15 protein-coding genes are annotated in these 17,060 nt (G+C 58.1%); 7 read left to right on the top strand and 8 right to left on the bottom strand.

The annotated features are described in order from the left end of the window. Both AAAC48_RS05795 and AAAC48_RS05790 read left to right on the top strand, forming a co-directional pair. Nucleotides 1-535 (top strand): anti-sigma factor (locus tag AAAC48_RS05795; protein ID WP_340653268.1); only part of this gene is annotated, 535 nt, incomplete at its 5' end. A gap of 104 nt (nt 536-639) precedes the next feature. Then, nucleotides 640-1,191 carry a fasciclin domain-containing protein gene (locus AAAC48_RS05790; protein ID WP_340653267.1) on the top strand — a complete coding sequence of 184 codons (552 nt, stop codon included), beginning with the start codon at nt 640-642 and terminating at the stop codon, nt 1,189-1,191. 100 nt (nt 1,192-1,291) lie between these two features. Here AAAC48_RS05790 and yihA read toward each other — a convergent pair whose 3' ends face one another. The 4 genes from yihA to rpmH all read right to left on the bottom strand — a co-directional run bounded on the left by yihA (nt 1,292) and on the right by rpmH (nt 4,527). Continuing rightward, complete coding sequence (gene yihA / locus AAAC48_RS05785; protein ID WP_340653269.1) at nt 1,292-1,915, bottom strand: ribosome biogenesis GTP-binding protein YihA/YsxC; 624 nt, start codon at nt 1,913-1,915, stop codon at nt 1,292-1,294. Nucleotides 1,916-2,103: 188 nt separating this feature from the next. Then, nucleotides 2,104-3,960 carry a membrane protein insertase YidC gene (gene yidC / locus AAAC48_RS05780; RefSeq protein ID WP_340653266.1) on the bottom strand — a complete coding sequence of 619 codons (1,857 nt, stop codon included), beginning with the start codon at nt 3,958-3,960 and terminating at the stop codon, nt 2,104-2,106. Between the two features lie 20 nt (nt 3,961-3,980). After that, nucleotides 3,981-4,355, bottom strand: a complete 375-nt coding sequence (gene rnpA, locus AAAC48_RS05775; RefSeq protein WP_340653265.1) for a ribonuclease P protein component — start codon at nt 4,353-4,355, stop codon at nt 3,981-3,983. Between the two features lie 37 nt (nt 4,356-4,392). Next, nucleotides 4,393-4,527 carry a 50S ribosomal protein L34 gene (rpmH, locus tag AAAC48_RS05770; protein WP_040853797.1) on the bottom strand — a complete coding sequence of 45 codons (135 nt, stop codon included), beginning with the start codon at nt 4,525-4,527 and terminating at the stop codon, nt 4,393-4,395. A gap of 241 nt (nt 4,528-4,768) precedes the next feature. Between rpmH and AAAC48_RS05765 the strand changes: the two genes are divergently transcribed. Beyond that, on the top strand, nt 4,769-6,268 hold the full coding sequence (locus tag AAAC48_RS05765) for a HAMP domain-containing sensor histidine kinase (protein ID WP_340653264.1): 1,500 nt from the start codon (nt 4,769-4,771) through the stop codon (nt 6,266-6,268). A gap of 17 nt (nt 6,269-6,285) precedes the next feature. Next, nucleotides 6,286-7,746, top strand: a complete 1,461-nt coding sequence (locus AAAC48_RS05760) for a phosphatidylserine/phosphatidylglycerophosphate/cardiolipin synthase family protein (RefSeq protein ID WP_340653263.1) — start codon at nt 6,286-6,288, stop codon at nt 7,744-7,746. Here AAAC48_RS05760 and AAAC48_RS05755 read toward each other — a convergent pair. The 3 genes from AAAC48_RS05755 to AAAC48_RS05745 form a co-directional block, all read right to left on the bottom strand. Beyond that, entirely contained in the window at nt 7,718-8,563 is an 846-nt protein-coding gene (locus AAAC48_RS05755) for an endonuclease/exonuclease/phosphatase family protein (RefSeq protein WP_340653262.1), read from the bottom strand. The two genes, AAAC48_RS05760 and AAAC48_RS05755, sit on opposite strands and share 29 nt — an antisense overlap. 81 nt (nt 8,564-8,644) lie before the next feature. Further along, nucleotides 8,645-9,928: an FAD-binding oxidoreductase gene (locus AAAC48_RS05750; protein WP_340653261.1), complete on the bottom strand. Its 1,284-nt coding sequence runs from the start codon at nt 9,926-9,928 to the stop codon at nt 8,645-8,647. A 108-nt stretch (nt 9,929-10,036) separates the two neighbouring features. Then, the gene (locus AAAC48_RS05745) at nt 10,037-10,963 is read right to left on the bottom strand and encodes a LysR family transcriptional regulator (RefSeq protein WP_340653260.1); all 927 of its coding nucleotides are present in this window, start codon (nt 10,961-10,963) and stop codon (nt 10,037-10,039) included. A 123-nt stretch (nt 10,964-11,086) separates the two neighbouring features. On the opposite strand from AAAC48_RS05745, the gene AAAC48_RS05740 reads away from it, so the two are divergent. Both AAAC48_RS05740 and AAAC48_RS05735 read left to right on the top strand, forming a co-directional pair. Then, entirely contained in the window at nt 11,087-12,493 is a 1,407-nt protein-coding gene (locus tag AAAC48_RS05740; protein ID WP_340653259.1) for a VOC family protein, read from the top strand. Nucleotides 12,494-12,573: 80 nt separating this feature from the next. After that, nucleotides 12,574-14,085: an aldehyde dehydrogenase family protein gene (locus AAAC48_RS05735; RefSeq protein ID WP_340653258.1), complete on the top strand. Its 1,512-nt coding sequence runs from the start codon at nt 12,574-12,576 to the stop codon at nt 14,083-14,085. A gap of 86 nt (nt 14,086-14,171) precedes the next feature. On the opposite strand, the gene AAAC48_RS05730 is transcribed toward AAAC48_RS05735, so the two are convergent. Then, on the bottom strand, nt 14,172-15,107 hold the full coding sequence (locus tag AAAC48_RS05730) for a LysR family transcriptional regulator (protein ID WP_340653257.1): 936 nt from the start codon (nt 15,105-15,107) through the stop codon (nt 14,172-14,174). Nucleotides 15,108-15,241: 134 nt separating this feature from the next. On the opposite strand from AAAC48_RS05730, the gene AAAC48_RS05725 reads away from it, so the two are divergent. Continuing rightward, a complete protein-coding gene (locus tag AAAC48_RS05725) occupies nt 15,242-16,702 on the top strand; it encodes an MFS transporter (protein ID WP_340653256.1) in 1,461 nt (486 codons plus the stop codon). Nucleotides 16,703-17,060 lie beyond the last annotated feature (358 nt).

Here is a 17,060-nt window from a genome sequence, read left to right as displayed (position 1 = left end):
CCCGTTGAACGAGCAATTTGAGCCAGCTGCGGCTCCACAATATCTGAAGGGGGATATCGACCACCGCTTGTTTGGGACCGAGATTTCTCCGCTAAGTATTCCATTGTGGACCAGCGTCATTTTCTGGCGCGGCCTTGCCTTTGCTGCACTCGCCCTTGCTGTTATTGGCTTCGGCCGCGATATGATCCAGCGTCCCTCGACCCAGCTGGTCGCCTCCATGGCAGCTGAGGGCAGTCCCGTTCGCACCATGGCAATCTTTGACGAACGGACGAAAAAGCTGAAAGTAACTGTTGTCGCCGGCGACATGCCGCAGGACCGTTCGCTTGAATTATGGTTGATTGCTGGAAGCGCAGCGCCCGTTTCACTTGGCCTGATCAAATCACCACAGGTCACGGAGTTCAATCTGCCGCAACCCGTGGCCACGAAGCTGCGTGACGGCACAACACTGGCCATTTCAGTGGAACCTGTTGGCGGTTCGCCGAGTGGAGCACCGACAGGTGCTGTCGTTGCGGCCGGCACAGTTCGTGGAATCTAGATCGTCTAAAAAAGGAAAAATGAAACCGGCTGAAACTTAGGTCTGCAGCCTTCCGTATCTCCCACTGACCTCATCTGAGGGGAACAAACAGAGTGGAGATAGAGATGTTAAACAAATCATTTCGCCTGATCGCGCTTTCGACAGTCCTCATTGCTGGCGCTGCATTCGCCAAGAACCCGACCGTCGGCGGCGCACCCATGTATGCCAACAAGAACATCATTGAAAACGCGGTGAACTCGAAAGACCACACGACGCTGGTTGCCGCTGTCAAAGCGGCCGGTCTTGTCCAGACGCTGGAAGGTAAAGGGCCTTTCACGGTTTTCGCCCCAACAAATGAAGCATTTGCGGCTCTTCCAAAAGGAACAGTGGAAACTCTGCTCAAACCGGAAAACAAGGCCAAACTGGCCAAGATCCTGACTTGTCATGTGGTCGCCGCCGATGCCTCCGCCAAAACCATTATGAAGATGGTCGATAGTGATGAAGGTGCCCATCCGGTCAAAACCGTTGGCGGTTGCGTCTGGACGGCAAAGTACAAGGGCAAGAAGCTGACGCTCACCGATGAAAACGGCACCGTTGCCAATGTGACGATCGCCGACGTCAAGCAATCGAATGGTGTCATCCATGTGATCGACAAGGTTCTTTTGCCGAAAATGTAAGCCTGAACTTTGCCTGATTGCGCAGATCACCATCTGCGCACCTAACCCCGCGTGATCCACTGATGTCCGGACCATGCGGGGTCTTTTTTGTCGCGAGCCGTTATTCTTCGAGAAGCAAGGCTACGGCAGCGCGCAGGTCATCGAGGCCCGCGCTTTTTTCGGACGAGGTCGCAAGAATTTGCGGATAGGCCGCGGCACGTTTCTTGATGGCCAGCGCAGTCTCCTCCATCAGGCGTGGCACGCCGGCAGCCTTGATCTTGTCGATCTTGGTGAGAACGATCTGGTAGGACACCGCGGCACGATCGAGTAGATCCAGGACCTCAGCGTCGTTTTTCTTCACGCCGTGGCGGGCGTCGATGAGTACGTAGACGCGCTTGAGGGTAGTCCGGCCACGCAGATAATCGAACACCAGCCGCGTCCAGGCGTCGACCTGTTCCTTCGGCGCTTCGGCAAAGCCGTAGCCCGGCATGTCGACAATCGCGAGCGGCGGCAGGTCGCCATTTTCTCCCGAATGACCATCCGGAACGAAATAGTTGAGTTCCTGTGTCCGGCCTGGCGTGTTCGAGGTGCGCGCCAAGCCCTTCTGGCCAATGATGGCGTTGATCAGGGAGGATTTGCCGACATTCGACCGGCCGGCAAACGCTATTTCAAGCGGTCCTTCGGGCGGCAGGAATTTCATGGCGGGAACGCCGCGGATGAATACCCAACCCTGCGCGAAGAGCATTCTGCCCTTCTCGATCAGCCTGTTTGCGTTTTCCTGCGCTTTGCTCAATTTCGTTTCCGTTTGTTCTCGGCGTGTCCTATGCGACCTGCTCTGCAATCGAGGTTTATGGACACCTTGTCAACCGCCGCAAACAAAAGCCCCCGGCCAGGCCGGGGGCTTTGCTACTCGATGAGTAACCGGCTGACCGGTTACTCGGCCGGTTTAGGTTTCTTTTTGAATATTCCCGTGAGATTGTCCCACAGTTCAACCTTCACGCCCTGACGCTTCATGATGATGCCCTGCTGAATAATCGACAACGTGTTGTTCCATGCCCAGTAGATGACCAGACCGGCCGGGAAACTCGACAGCATGAACGTGAAGATCAACGGCATCCAGTTGAAGATCATCTGCTGCGTCGGATCCGGCGGCGTTGGGTTCATGCGCATCTGCAGGAACATCGTGATGCCCATGATCAACGGCCATACACCGATCATCAGATAGGCAGGAACAGCCCATGGCAGCAAGCCGAACAGGTTGAACAGCGATGTTGGATCTGGCGCAGCCAGATCCTGGATCCAGCCAAAGAACGGTGCATGGCGCATTTCAATGGTGACATAAAGAACCTTGTAAAGCGCAAAGAATACCGGAATCTGGATCACAACCGGCCAGCAGCCGGCGATCGGGTTGATCTTCTCCGTCTTGTACAGCTCCATCATGGCCTGTTGCTGCTTGACCTTGTCATCCGCATATTTTTCGCGGATTTCAGTCATTTTGGGCTGGACCAGCTTCATACGAGCCATGGAGGCATAGGACTTGTTGGCGAGCGGGAAGAACAGGGCCTTCAGCAAGACCGTAACGAGCAAGATCGCCACGCCGAAATTGCCGATCGCCTTATAGAGCGTGTCGATGAGGTAGAACATCGGCTTGGTGATGAAATAGAACCATCCCCAGTCGATCAACAGATCAAACTGCCGGATACCACGGTCCTTTTCATAAGCGTTGATCCTGCTGACTTCCTTGGCCCCCGCGAACACGAGGTTTTCAATCGTCGCGGATTGACCCGGCTCGATCGTGGTCGGGTCGGACAGATAGTCGCTCTGATACCGCGCACGGCCATCCTCGAAATAGGACATGCGCGCCTGGAACGGCTTAGCGGGAGATGGAACAAGCGTCGCCGCCCAATATTTGTCGGTAATGCCGATCCAGCCGCCCGTTGTTGCCCTCGGCGGAGACACTTCCTTTTCCTTCTCGATCGCCGCGAACTTGTACTCCACGAGACCGTCATCGCCGATTACGCCGATCGGACCTTCGTGCAGAACATAGGTGCTCGGATGCAGGGGCTTCGAGAACCGCGTGACGCGGCCATAGGAGGCCAGTGATACGGGAACTGAGGTTCCATTGGTCACTGTGTCCTTGACAGTGAACATGTAGCTGTCATCAACGCTGATGGTGCGCTTGAACGTCAGTCCCTTCTCATTCGTGAACGACAGGGTCAATGGTGTTGTCGGTGTAAGGGTATTATTGCCTTCGACGTTCCAGACCGTCGCTGGTCCGGGAACCGTGCCCGTCGCATCATTGCCGGTAAAACCGATTTCGGCAAATTGACCATCTGCCATTTGTGCCGGGCTCAACAGCTCGATATTCGGCGAGCTGTCGCTGACGGTCTCGTGGTAGTGTTTCAGCAACAGATCGTCGAGACGCGCACCCGTAAGGCTGATGGAGCCACCGAGGCTGGGTGTATCGATCTTGACGCGGCTTGTCTGACCGAGAGCAGCAGCGCGGGTCAGGCTGCCTGCCTGAGCGGCATCCTGCGACTGGCCAGGTATATTGGCACCTGGCGTGGCGGGCGTTGAGGATGGCTGATTGTTCGTCGCCGAACCGTCCGTGGCTGATCCTGCTGGTGTGCTCGGCTGTCCGTCAACGCGCGTCTGTCCTTGCCGCGTGGCCTCTATCTGGGCCTGTTCGCGCTGCGCTTCGATCTTGGGGTTCATGTAGAACACCTGCCAAAGCGTCAGGATCACAATGGACAAGGCAATGGTGATAAAGAAATTACGGTTCGTTTCCATTGTCGTCCTTGGGTCGGGTTCTATCGAGCCGGTTGAAGCTTCGTTGAACGCCGAATCTGTGTTTTCTTGGAAACCCGTTTCGAGAGTTCCCGGGTCAGATCCGCAAACGGCGCATCGAGCGCGTCGCGGCGAGCAACGATCACATAGTCGGTTCCAGGTTGCATGTCATCTGCAACATTGACGCGTACAGCCTCCCGGAGGCGTCGCTTGATGCGATTGCGGATAACGGCATTCCCGTTCTTCTTGGTGACTGTGAAACCAACGCGTGGCGGACCATCCTGATCCTCACGCTCCTTGACCTCGAGAAGAAAGTAAGCGCCCCGGCGCTTTTCTCCGTTCCGGACAGTCAAAAACTCCGCTCTCTTGCGAAGGCGGAGTGGTTTTTGCTCATTCATTCTGTAGTGCCAACCGCACGAGCCCGTGCGGATTGCCTTATGCCGACAACCGCTTGCGACCGCGAGCGCGACGCGCTGCAATAACCTTGCGGCCGCCTGCCGTTGCCATGCGGGCGCGGAACCCGTGACGACGTGCGCGGACAAGTTTGGATGGCTGATAAGTACGCTTCATTTGTTAATTACCGCGGTGTGCGGCCCTTCTTGTGGTCTGTTCTTTGACAGGAGCATATCAGGACCGCCAATAGCGCATAAGAATACGCCGCCGGGGCGGTCAACCCGGACGTGCGCGGCTTATAGAGGCACGGTGCTGATAAGTCAATTGATTGACGTGATTCAAAAATAGGCAAAACCTGGCAACTCATTTATTGTGCCGGGTGAGCATTTGACCTACATCGAATGTCGATGGAGCTTATATGACGGCAACACAGCAAACGCCAGCCAATATCAGCGCGGAACTGCATGCTGGACGGCGTTTGCCGGTTCTAAAGCGTCTTTCCGGAAAACTGTTGCGCTTGACTCTGTTGTTTGGTCTGCTGGCCGAAGTAATGATCTTCGTGCCAACGATGGCTGACATGCGCATGAGGTGGCTATCGGACAGGCTCAATACCGTTGCAGCGGCGAGCGTGGTGCTTGCAGCAAGTGATGCGAAAGATGTGCCGCAGTCGGTACAGGATGAGGTGCTGCTGGCGACAGGCACGAAGGCTATTGCGCTGCGTGAAAAAGGAGCGTCCCGTCTCCTTGCTGTCTCGGAAATGCCCTCGAAAGTCGACAAACACATCGATATTACAGTGACCGATCCCGTTACGGTAATCCGTGATGCTCTCGATACGCTGATCAATGGCGGCCATCGCGTCATCCGGGTCTATGGTCCGGTGGGCGATACAGGCAAGATTATCGAGCTCCTGACGTCAGATGCGCCATTGCGCAAGGCGATGTTGCGCTATGCCCGCAATGTGGCACTTATTTCACTGTTCATTTCACTGATTACCGCAAGCCTTGTGTTCCTTACCATCAGCCGACTGCTCATTCGACCCATTCAACGCATGAGCGCGAACATGCTGGCATTTGCGCAGTCCCCCGATGATCCGCAAAGGGTGATCAAGCCGGAGGCACGTGACGATGAACTCGGCATCGCCCAGCGCGAGCTTGCCGACATGCAGCGCCAATTGCAGCGTACCCTGGCGGAACAGAAACATCTCGCCGATCTCGGACTTGCGGTCTCCAAGATCAATCACGACATGCGCAATATCCTGGCTTCAGCCCAGCTCATGTCGGATCATCTCGCCAATACCAGTGATCCGACGATCCAGCGTTTCGTGCCAAAACTCGTGCGCACGATCGACCGCGCCATCAGCTATTCACAGACTGTGCTTGCATATGGCGGGACCCAGGAAGCGCCACCGCAACGGCGGCGTGTGAAGCTGCGCACAATCGTCAGCGACGTCGAGGAAATGCTCAATCTCGATGCAAAGTCGGGGATAGAATTCAAGAATCTCGTGCCGGAATCCCTCGAGATCGATGTCGATCCCGACCAATTTTTCCGGATCATCTCCAATCTTTGCCGCAACTCGGTTCAGGCTATGGCCGGTGATACCCGTGGCGATGCGTCGGTGGTCAAGCGGCTGACGATTACAGCCGGACAGATCGCCACCACGTCGATTATTGGCGTTGAGGATACTGGGCCAGGCCTGCCGGCCAAAGCCAGGCAAAATCTGTTTACCGCATTCAAGGGATCGGCCCGCTCAGGCGGCACAGGCCTTGGCCTCGCGATTGTTCACGAACTTGTTCGCGCCCATGGGGGAACAATCGAATTGCGTGAAAGCGAAGGAGCAGGAACCAGTTTTGAGATCCGGATACCCGACCAGCCGGTCTCGCTGGCGGAATGGCGCTCGCGCCGCGATTCGATGTCCTGACATGAAATTCTCCAGCAATGGCTGATTTCCTCCCTGACTATTGGCCGCAAATCCTCTTTGTGCTGTCGATCGCCCTTGGCGTTCCTGCGGCTATTCATGCAACAATGACCAAGGAAGAGGTCCGCGCCGCCATCGGCTGGGTTGGCGTGATCATTCTTTCACCCGTCCTTGGTGCGGTGATCTATGCAGTCGCCGGCATCAACCGCATCAGGCGCTCCTCGATCTCGTCGCAACGCGCTTTCCTGCACGAGATCGGTCAGGACCATCTCATGCGCTTCGACGCGAGTGAGAAGAATGTCCTCGCGAATTTCGAGAAGCGTTTTGCTGCCATGAAAACGGTCGGCGATCGGGTCAGCCGTTGCAGGCTGACGACTGGCAATGATATTGTCATGTTGCAAAGCGGTGATGGCGCGTATTACGCGATGCTTGATGCGATCGCTGCAGCAAAGCGCAGCATCCTCGTAGAGACATATATCTTTGACCGCGACAAGATCGGGCTGCGTATAGCTGATGCGCTGATAGCGGCACGCAAACGCGGTGTCGAAGTTCGCGTTTTGATCGATGCCGTAGGCGCCCGCTATTCTATTCCCAGTATTGTCGGCTACCTCGCGAAAGGCGGTGTCCCGGTCGATGTGTTCAATGGCAATATTATCGTCGGCCTGCGCCTGCCCTACGCGAACCTTCGAACCCACAGGAAAATACTGATCGTGGACGGCACAGTTGCCTTTACGGGCGGCATGAATATTCGTGCCGGTTTTTCGGCCGAAGTTGTTGGTGAAGACAACGCTCGTGACACGCATTTCCGCCTCACCGGCCCCATCGTCACGGATCTCTTCCACATTGCCTCGGAGGACTGGCGGTTCACCACCAAGGAAGCGCTAAAGGGTGAACCCTGGCGCATCGGCGCGCCCGAAAAGCACGCTGGCGAGCCCGTCTTCATCCGGGCTATACCGTCCGGGCCTGATCGTAGCCTTGAAGCCAATCACCGCATGCTTATGGGGGCATTTTCCATCGCACAGACGCGCATCCGCATCATGTCGCCCTATTTCCTGCCCGACCGGGAATTGATCAGCGCGCTCGTTACGGCGGCGCGCCGTGGGGTGGAGGTCGATATCGTCGTCCCGGCAATCAACAATCTCAAATTGGTCGATCGCGCCATGACCGCCCAGTTCGACCAGATACTCAAGGGGCACTGCCGTATCTGGCGCGCGAGCGGGAACTTCAATCACTCCAAACTGCTGGCGATCGACGGTCAGTGGGCCTACGTCGGTTCGTCCAACCTTGATCCACGCTCCTTGCGGCTAAATTTCGAGGTGGATCTTGAAGTCATGGACGCAGAATTCGCTAGCGAAGTGGAGGGCCTTGTCGAGGCCGCAATGGCATCGGCAAAACCGGTTCTCTTGCAGAGCCTGCGCGCACGTTCCTTCTGGGTGCGTCTGCTCGACCGGATTATCTGGCTAGGATCACCCTATCTCTAGTCACTTCTGTCTTAGCCAAAGCCGACTTCAGGTCGACATGAGCCTTGATCGGCAAATGATCGGAGGCGACGCGAGCCAAGGGTGTGTCGTGCGCTTCGATTGCTGTGACGAGGCTGTGTGGATGGCCGAGGACACGATCAAGCGCCAGAACGGGAAACCGCGACGGGAAGCTTGGTACCGCATTCTTCGCCGGATCGAAAACCGGATGCAGAAAGTGCAGCGATGAACCTTTGCCGATGCGCCATTCGTTCAGATCACCAAGCAACAGGGTCGGGCGCGATGGATCGGCCTGGACAGCTCTCAGGATTGCTTCCGACTGCTGCTGCCGGGAATGTCTGAGCAATCCGAGATGCGCCGCTATGATGCGCAGAGGTCCGGCTTCAAGGTCGATGTCGACCACCAGGGCACCGCGTGGCTCAAGACCAGGCAGCCCGAGTTGCTGAACACGGCGAACGACGCCTTCGCGAAACAGCAAAAGATTACCGTGCCAGCCATGGCCTTTCGGGTACAAAGACGTAACTGGAACAGGGACGAGACTGTTCTCGCGGTGCAAACGGGCAAGATCGAGGAGGCCCGACCTTTCGCCAAAACGCTTGTCGGCTTCTTGAATGGCGATAACGTCTGCGCCGATCTCACCAATCACGTGGGCGATGCGCTCAGGGTCGAATTTTTTATCGATACCTACGCATTTGTGAACATTGTAGGACGCGATAAGCAGATCGTCGCGCACGCTTCGGGTAACGCCTGTCGGGCGTTTCTTACGGTTCCTGACCGCGGCGAGAATGCTGGCGGAGACGCTCGGTCTGGTGTGCCGCATCGGCTTTCTGCTGTCCATTTCCTAGAGATATGCCGGGACCGACAGAATGGCAAGCTATTGCAAAGGTCAGGTTAACGTCTCTTAAAATCTGTTCCCAACCAGATGCGCGAGTTGCGCCCCAACTTCGTAATAGCCTTCCCGTATAGCCCTCAGTCCCTGCTGCTTGGGCTGGGTTACCGGTAGCGGCAAATCAGCGTCGGTGATCTTGCCGATAATTTGCTCGGCGAGGATACGGCCAAAGACTGTGCCCGGCGCGATGCCGCGGCCATTGTAGCCGCTGAAGCTGATAATGTTTGGTGCCAGCGTGTGGAACCTTGGCAGACTGTCGCTCGTCATGCCGATCTGGCCGTACCATCCGGCTTCGAACGTTACGTCCTTGATCTGCGGAAAGATCGTGCGGATGGATCGCGCCGCCCAGGCCTTGTGAACGGCCATGCCGGTGCCACGCAAAGCTCCCACGCTCCCGAAGACCAACCGTCCTGCCTTGTCCATGCGGAAGGAACTCAGGATTTCCTTGGTATCCCAGCCACCCTGCCGCTCGGGGAGAATTGTGTTCCTGATGTCGTCGGGCAGGGGCACGGTTGCAAAATTGAAATAGGGCAGATGCAGCAGTTCCGCCCGAAGTGCCGGCCAAGGCGATGTCGTGTAGGCATTGGTGGCAACCACCACCCAATCGGCCGATACTGTACCCGACGGCGTGCGCACGATCCAGCGACTGCCCGAGCGCTCCGTCGCGGTCACCGGCGTTCCGGTGTAGATGGCAGCACCTGCGTCGAGGGCAGCCTTGGCGAGCCCGCGGACGTAGCCGAGTGGCTGGATCGTCCCTGCCCTGTTATCGAGCAGTGACGCCGCATAGGAAGTGGAGCCGACCTTGGCCGCCGTTTCCTTCGCGTCCAGCAAGCGAACCGCTGCGCCGCGCGCTAGCCATTGTTCAGCCCTTTGTTCAAGCTGCTTCACCCCGCCAATGCCAACCGCGCAGTGCAAGGTGCCTTTGCGTTCAAGTTCGCAATCGATCTTGTGCTTATCGACAAGGTTGAACACTGACTGGGGCGCATTGCCGAGCAGTTCCAGAAGACGTTCACCGTGTAACTGGCCGAGAACGCCAGGCAGATCATCGGGCATAATCCACATGCCGGCATTGACCAGACCGACATTGCGGCCCGAACCGCCGAACCCGATCTCGACTGCGTCAACAACAGCAACTCTTGTTCCTGCTTCCGCCAGATGCAACGCGGCCGACAATCCGGTAAAGCCGGCGCCGATGACCGCAACATCAACGGAGATATCACCCTGCAATCGTGCCGTATTGGGCGCAGGTGGCGCTGTCTTTTCCCATAGGCCGTGGGAGCGTTCATCGTTCAGCATCGGATCACCGTCAGGGTCGGGCCGGAAGGAACCGGCAGTCTTTGTCAATTGTGGTTATAGAGCGCGATTGTGCCAACGGAAGTGAAATTCCTCGAAGACATAATGCGGTCAGCGAATGACCGGCGCTGCTGTCTGTCGATCGGTGACCTGATCGGCGATCCAGATGAAGAAGCTCTGCGCCAGGGGATTTTCCTTCTTGTGGTCCGGCACAACGAGATAATAGCTGTTTTCGGTCTGGAGCGGCTGGTCAAAAAGCACCTGCAGCCGCCCGGATGCCAGTTCCTGTTCGATCAGGTAGCGGGGCAGCAAGGCAAAGCCGAGCCCAGCGAGCGCAGCCTCGATAACCATCGAAAAATGCTCGAACCGATGGCCCTTATACGGGCTGATGACATCGGCCTGCACCGCCTCGAACCACGAAGCCCAAGCCTTGGGACGCGTCGACAGATGCAGAAGCGGTGCCGAGTTTGCGAGTTCAACCGGTGTCCTGACCGGGTTCGAAGCACAGAGTTCCGGGCTCCCGACCGGCACAATGAGTTCGCTGCACAGATAGGTGCACGTGGCATGCGCCCACACCGGTTGCCCGTAGTGAATGGCCAGATCGAACGGTTCTTCCTCAAAATCGAAGGGCCGCGACCGCGACGCGACGCTCAATGCCATTTCCGGATGGCGGCGAAGGAAATCAGGAAGCCTCGGCATCAACCAGCGGCTGCCGAAAGTCGGCAGGGTGGCGATGCTTAGTGAGGATGCGGATTGCGATGCCGCCATGGCCCGCAACATGGTCTCTTCGGTAAGACCGAGCAACCGGCGCACTTCGGGAAGGAATTTCTGGCCGGCATCGGACAGGACGACCCTTTGCCGGACACGCTCGAACAGCAGCACACCGATCTGGCTTTCAAGCTCACTCATCTGGCGGCTGACGGCACTTTGCGTCAGGTTGAGTTCCTTGGCCGCCTGAGTGAAGCTGCCGTGGCGCGCGGCGCACTCGAACGCCTGCAGAATGTCGATGTCGGGGATCAGGCGTCGGGTTAACTTCATTCTTGTCTCGCATCAACCCAGTTTGAATCATCGCAATCCGAGGGTGTCTTTCCCCTCTATAATCCAGATTGAGCATGACAGCACAAAAATTTGCTGTCGCACCAATAAAGTGGAACTATCATCATGAAATCAGCCACATTTATCTCGACAGACGTGATCAGGGCGTCTTTTTCGGCCGCCATGTCGTCTATGTACCGGACGGAAGTTCCCGCATATGGGACGCTCCTGTCACTGGTCGCCAAGGTGAATGCGCAGACTCTCGCTGCCTCGCCGGAGCTTCGGCACCGGCTGGAGCAGACCGACACTCTCGATCGTATTTCGGAAGAGCGCCATGGCGCGATCCGCGTCGGCACGCCCGCTGAGCTGTCGATGCTGCGCCGGGTTTTTGCGGTGATGGGCATGTATCCGGTTGGCTACTATGATCTGAGCGAAGCCGGCGTTCCCGTTCACTCGACGGCCTTCCGTCCTGTGAGGGATGACGCGCTGAAGATCAACCCGTTTCGTGTCTTCACGTCACTGCTGCGGCTCGACCTCATAGAAGACGCCGAGTTGCGCGAAGAAGCGCGCAAGACGCTCGATGCACGCCAGATCTTCACCACCAATGCAGTCTCACTCGTCGAGAAAGCCGAGTCGCAAGGCGGGCTAGAGCTGGATGACGCTGCGCTTTTCGTCAAGGAGATGCTTGTGACGTTCCGCTGGCACGACCAGGCCAGCGTCAGCGCGGACCTCTATCGCAGGCTAAATGATGCACATCGGCTGATCGCCGACGTCGTTTCCTTCAAGGGGCCGCATATCAATCACCTGACACCGCGCACGCTCGACATCGATGTCGTCCAGGAACTGATGCCAGCCTACGGCATTTCTCCAAAAGCTGTGATCGAGGGCCCTCCGACACGGGCTTGCCCCATCCTCCTGCGTCAGACATCATTCAAGGCGCTGGAAGAAAATGTGTCTTTCCGCAATGCCCAAGGTGAATGGGAAGCAGGATCTCACACCGCTCGTTTCGGCGAGATCGAACAGCGCGGCATCGCGCTCACTCCGAAGGGGCGCGCGCTTTATGACCGGCTTCTGGCTGAATCACGCAAAGTGGTACGCCCTGCCCCGGATGGTTCCAACGCAGATGCCTATATCGCGGCTCTCAGCGCCGCTTTCAAAGCGTTTCCAGATGATTGGGACAGCATCCGCAAACAGGGCCTCGGCTACTTCCGTTACACGGCAGTCGCCACTTTCCCGCATGGCGGTCTGTCTGCCCGGGATGCATCCGACATCGACGCACTTGTGGCGCTCGGCGCTGTCACGTTCGACCCGATCGTCTATGAAGACTTCCTCCCGGTCAGCGCCGCTGGTATCTTCCAGTCCAACCTTGGCGACAATGACGGCCAGAAGTTTACAGCCAGTCCGAGCCAGCGAGAATTCGAAGCTGACCTTGGCACACCGGTACTCGATGAGTTCGCGCATTATGAGGGCTTGCAAAAGGCATCCATCGAGCGCTGCCGGCAGCATTTCAAACCCGTCGCGCTCGCAAGCTGAAGGCGCCTGTATCAAAAACCCCGACCGGCTGATAAAAGCCGGTTCAAGCCTATTGGCCAAACAGAATAAAGGGTAGCAAGATGACCATTGCTCAAGAAGTAAGAACTCTCCTTTCCAAGCTGGGCGTGAACGAAACCGCCTATACGGGCGGCAAGATGCCATCCTTCAGCCCGGTCAGCGGCGAGAAGATTGCCGATATTGCAATTCATTCCGCCGATGATACGGCAAAGGCAATCGAAAAGGCCGACGCGGCATTTCGCGAGTGGCGTCTGGTTCCCGCGCCGAAGCGCGGCGAATTGGTACGGTTGTTCGGCGAGGAACTGCGTGCGCTAAAAAGCGAGCTCGGCCGCCTCGTCTCGATCGAGGCCGGCAAGATCCCGTCCGAAGGACTCGGCGAAGTGCAGGAAATGATTGATATCTGCGATTTCGCCGTCGGTCTGTCGCGCCAGCTCTACGGCTTGACCATCGCAACGGAACGCCCCGGGCATCGGATGATGGAAACCTGGCATCCGCTTGGTGTCGTCGGCGTTATATCCGCCTTCAATTTCCCTGTTGCAGTCTGGTCCTGGAACACAGCGCTTGCCCTCGTCTGCGGCAACGCCGTTGTCTGGAAGCCTTCGGAAAAGACGCCGCTCACCGCCCTCGCCTGCCAGGCAATCTTTGACCGCGCGGCGGCCCGTTTCGGCGATGTTCCCGCTGGTCTTGCGCAGACATTGATGGGCGATCGCACCGTTGGTGAAGCGCTGGTCGACCATCCGAAAGTTGCTCTTGTTTCGGCGACAGGCTCAACCCGCATGGGCCGCGAAGTCGGGCCGCGTCTTGCCAAACGCTTCGCCCGGTCGATCCTCGAACTTGGCGGCAACAATGCCGGCATCGTCTGCCCGTCTGCCGATCTTGACATGGCACTGCGCGCCATTGCCTTCGGTGCCATGGGAACTGCAGGCCAGCGCTGCACCACGCTGCGCCGCCTCTTCGTGCATGAGAGTGTCTATGACACGCTGGTTCCACGCCTGAAAAAGGCCTATGAAAGCGTCAGCGTCGGCAGCCCGCTCGAGACATCGGCGCTGGTCGGCCCGCTCATTGACAAGGCCGCCTTCGATAATATGCAGAAGGCACTGCATGAAGCCGTTGACCACGGCGGCAAGGTGACCGGCGGCGCGCGCGTCGATACCAGCCATGACAACGCCTATTATGTCCGCCCTGCTCTCGTCGAGATGCCGAAGCAAGCCGGCCCGGTAACGGAAGAAACCTTTGCGCCAATCCTCTATGTGATGAAGTACAGCGATTTTGACCAGGCAATCACCGACCACAATGCGGTCGGTGCAGGTCTCTCCTCCTCGATCTTCACGCTCAACCTGCAGGAGGCAGAGCGCTTCCTCAGCCCTGATGGATCGGATTGCGGTATCGCCAATGTCAATATCGGTACCTCCGGTGCGGAAATCGGCGGCGCCTTTGGCGGCGAGAAGGAAACAGGCGGCGGCCGCGAATCCGGTTCCGATGCATGGAAAGCCTATATGCGCCGCGCCACCAACACCGTGAATTACTCGTCAGCCCTTCCGCTGGCACAGGGTGTCTCGTTCGACATCGAGTGATCTCCAGGTTGATAAAATGCCGTTCCCGTCAAAACTTGCGGGAACGGCACCTTTCTCGCAAATATTCGCCCATTGCCCGGTCCTCGCTAACAGCCAATGGCCGCGCTTCGGTGTGTCAATGAGTTGGTGAGTTGCGCCGCGCAAGCGTCCCGAACACACCCGCGCAGCCAGCGATGCGCTGGATCGGCATCCATCCGCGGGTGCCAGAGCAATGAAACCGTGACCTCGGGCGTGGCGAGCGGAAGCGCAAAACTATGCATTCCGGCGCGCAGGTTTCCGGTGTGACGCTCGGGAACGCTGGCGATCAGGTCGGAGGCCCGCGCGAGAGCCAGGGCGGTCGAAAAGCCGCCGACGATCGTGACGATCTCCCGTTCCAGCCCGAGCAGCATCAAGGCTTCATCAATCGGTCCCTTGTCGAGCCCCCGCCGCGAGACGAGGATGTGCCTGCCGGCCGCAAAGCGATGCGGAGTGATCTTGCCCTTGCTGAGCGGATGCCCCTTTCGTACGACACCAATGAAACGGTCGCGAAACAAGACCTGCGCACGCACTTCTGGACCGGTCGTCATGCCCACGACGCCTGTTTCCAGATCGACCGTCCCGTCGCGAAGGGACGTGCTATCCTTGTTTGGCTTCTGCACGAAGCGCAGCCGCACGCCGGGAGCTTGCCGGCTTACGCCAGCAATCAAGTCCGGTCCGAAGGTCTCGACAAAGCCCTCGCTGGTCCGCAGCGTGAACGTTCTGACGAGCTGTTCGAGGTTGAGCCTCTCGGCATGGCGTAAAACCGCTTCGGCGTCCTCAACGAGCTGGCTGACCCGCTCGCGGAGTTCTAGCGCTCGGGGTGTAGGGACAAGACCGCGTCCAGCCCTGACCAGCAAAGGATCGCCCGTCGTCTCGCGCAATCGAGCCAGCGCCCGGCTCATCGCCGACGGGCTAAGCCGCAACCTTTGGGCTGCGCGCGCAACGCTGCCCTCCGCAAGCAGCACATCAAGGGTGACAAGCAAGTTGAGATCAGGTGTCGACATGCATCGACCCTTAGCACAGTCGTGATATGGCGTCTAACGCACGAATAACATGCAAATGCTGCGTGTTCCGCCATATCAGGCAAAGGACTATGTTCTGGCAGCTCCGTTTCGGGGGTCACCAGAAAACGGAGTTCATGTTGAAGCCAATCATCGCAGAACCTGACGAGGCAGTAGGTAGAAGTACAGAACAGATACCTTCCGTTCGGTGGGCGCTTGCCGGCCTTTCGCTATCCATGCTGCTGCCCTCGCTCGGCACAAGCATCGCCAATGTCGGCTTGCCAACGTTGGCACAGGCCTTCAACGCGTCCTTTCAGGAAGTTCAGTGGATCGTCCTCGCTTATCTTCTCGCCATCACCACCCTGATCGTCAGCGTCGGACGGCTCGGCGACATCGTCGGTCGCCGGCGGTTGCTACTGGCTGGAATCTTCCTGTTCACGATGGCTTCGGGCCTAAGCGGTGCTGCGCCAACGCTCTGGCTGCTGGTTGCCGCCCGGGCCGCACAGGGCCTCGCAGCGGCCGTTATGATGGCCCTCACCATGGCGTTTATCGGTGACACAGTTCCTAAGGCAAGGACCGGTAGCGCCATGGGGCTGCTCGGAACGATGTCCGCAATCGGTACCGCTCTCGGTCCATCGCTCGGCGGCGTTCTGATCGCCGGACTCGGCTGGCGGGCCATCTTCCTTGTCAACGTCCCGCTGGGTATCCTGACTTTTCTTCTTGCCTATCGCACCCTGCCCGTTGATCGCCGGGGGCCGAACAATGATCGGGCCGGGTTCGACGTTGTGGGCACGGTGCTGCTTGCTCTGACGCTCGCGGCCTATGCCCTCGCCATGACGATCGGGCGCGGCAGTTTCGGTCCGCTCAACCTGGCCCTGCTGTTGGCCTCTGTCTTCGGCCTCGGCCTCTTCGTGCACGCCGAGGCGGGAGCAGCATCACCTTTGATCCGGTTGGCGATGTTCCGCGATGCCGCGCTGAGTGCGAGCCTTGCCATGAGCGCCCTCGTCTCCACGGTGATGATGGCGACGCTGGTGGTCGGGCCATTTTATCTCTCTCGTGCGCTCGGGCTCGACGCGGCTCTTGTTGGGCTCGTTATGTCGATCGGCCCAATTATCTCCACACTGAGCGGTATCCCAGCTGGTCGCATTGTCGACCGTTGGGGCGCGCCGTTTATGGTCATTGTTGGTCTCGTCGCAATGGCGGCTGGTTCATTTGCTCTATCCATGCTTCCGGCAATGTTCGGCATTATAGGCTACATTGCTGCCGTCGCCATCTTGACCCCCGGTTATCAGCTGTTCCAGGCAGCCAACAACACTGCCGTCATGAAGGATGTCCACTCCGACCAGCGGGGCGTCATTTCCGCCGTGCTCAACCTTTCGCGCAATCTCGGGCTTATCACCGGTGCATCCGTGATGGGCGCTGTGTTCGCGCTCGCATCGGCAGCGATCGACGTCACGACAGCGCATCCCCAGGCCGTTGCCACCGGCATGCGGGTCGCGTTCTTCGTAGCGGCGATTCTGATCGTCGTCGCGCTCGCTATCGCGCTCGGAACCCGTCCTCGCGCACCACGCGCTAGACTTTCTGAAGACGTGCAGTAACGCGAGCCGACACGGCAATCCCAACGCGAATGTATTGCCGGTTGACCAACTTGGCACAGCTTCCTTGCAACAAAGCAAAATTCGCCATTGAAGCCAAGGGCCGCATCGGTTAGAAACGCTTCGCGCATGTAAGGCCCGAGCCTTGTATCAGCACCCGCAGCCCAGCTGGATAGAGTGCTGCCCTCCGAATCCGGGTAACTTGTTGAAAACACCTATTTTTTTCCCTTTGTTTTCTTGCGTTTGTGATCACTGAATAGCAAAATAACTGTGACACAGGCACATTTGCGCTTGTAAGCGTTGGGCTGACCTTTCAGAAAGCTAACGCTCATAAAGGCTTTAGTGCTGGTCAACCAAGGCC

It is taken from the genome of Phyllobacterium sp. (genome assembly GCF_037994405.1).
Lineage (GTDB): Bacteria > Pseudomonadota > Alphaproteobacteria > Rhizobiales > Rhizobiaceae > Phyllobacterium.
This window is presented reverse-complemented; position numbering and strand designations above follow the sequence as displayed.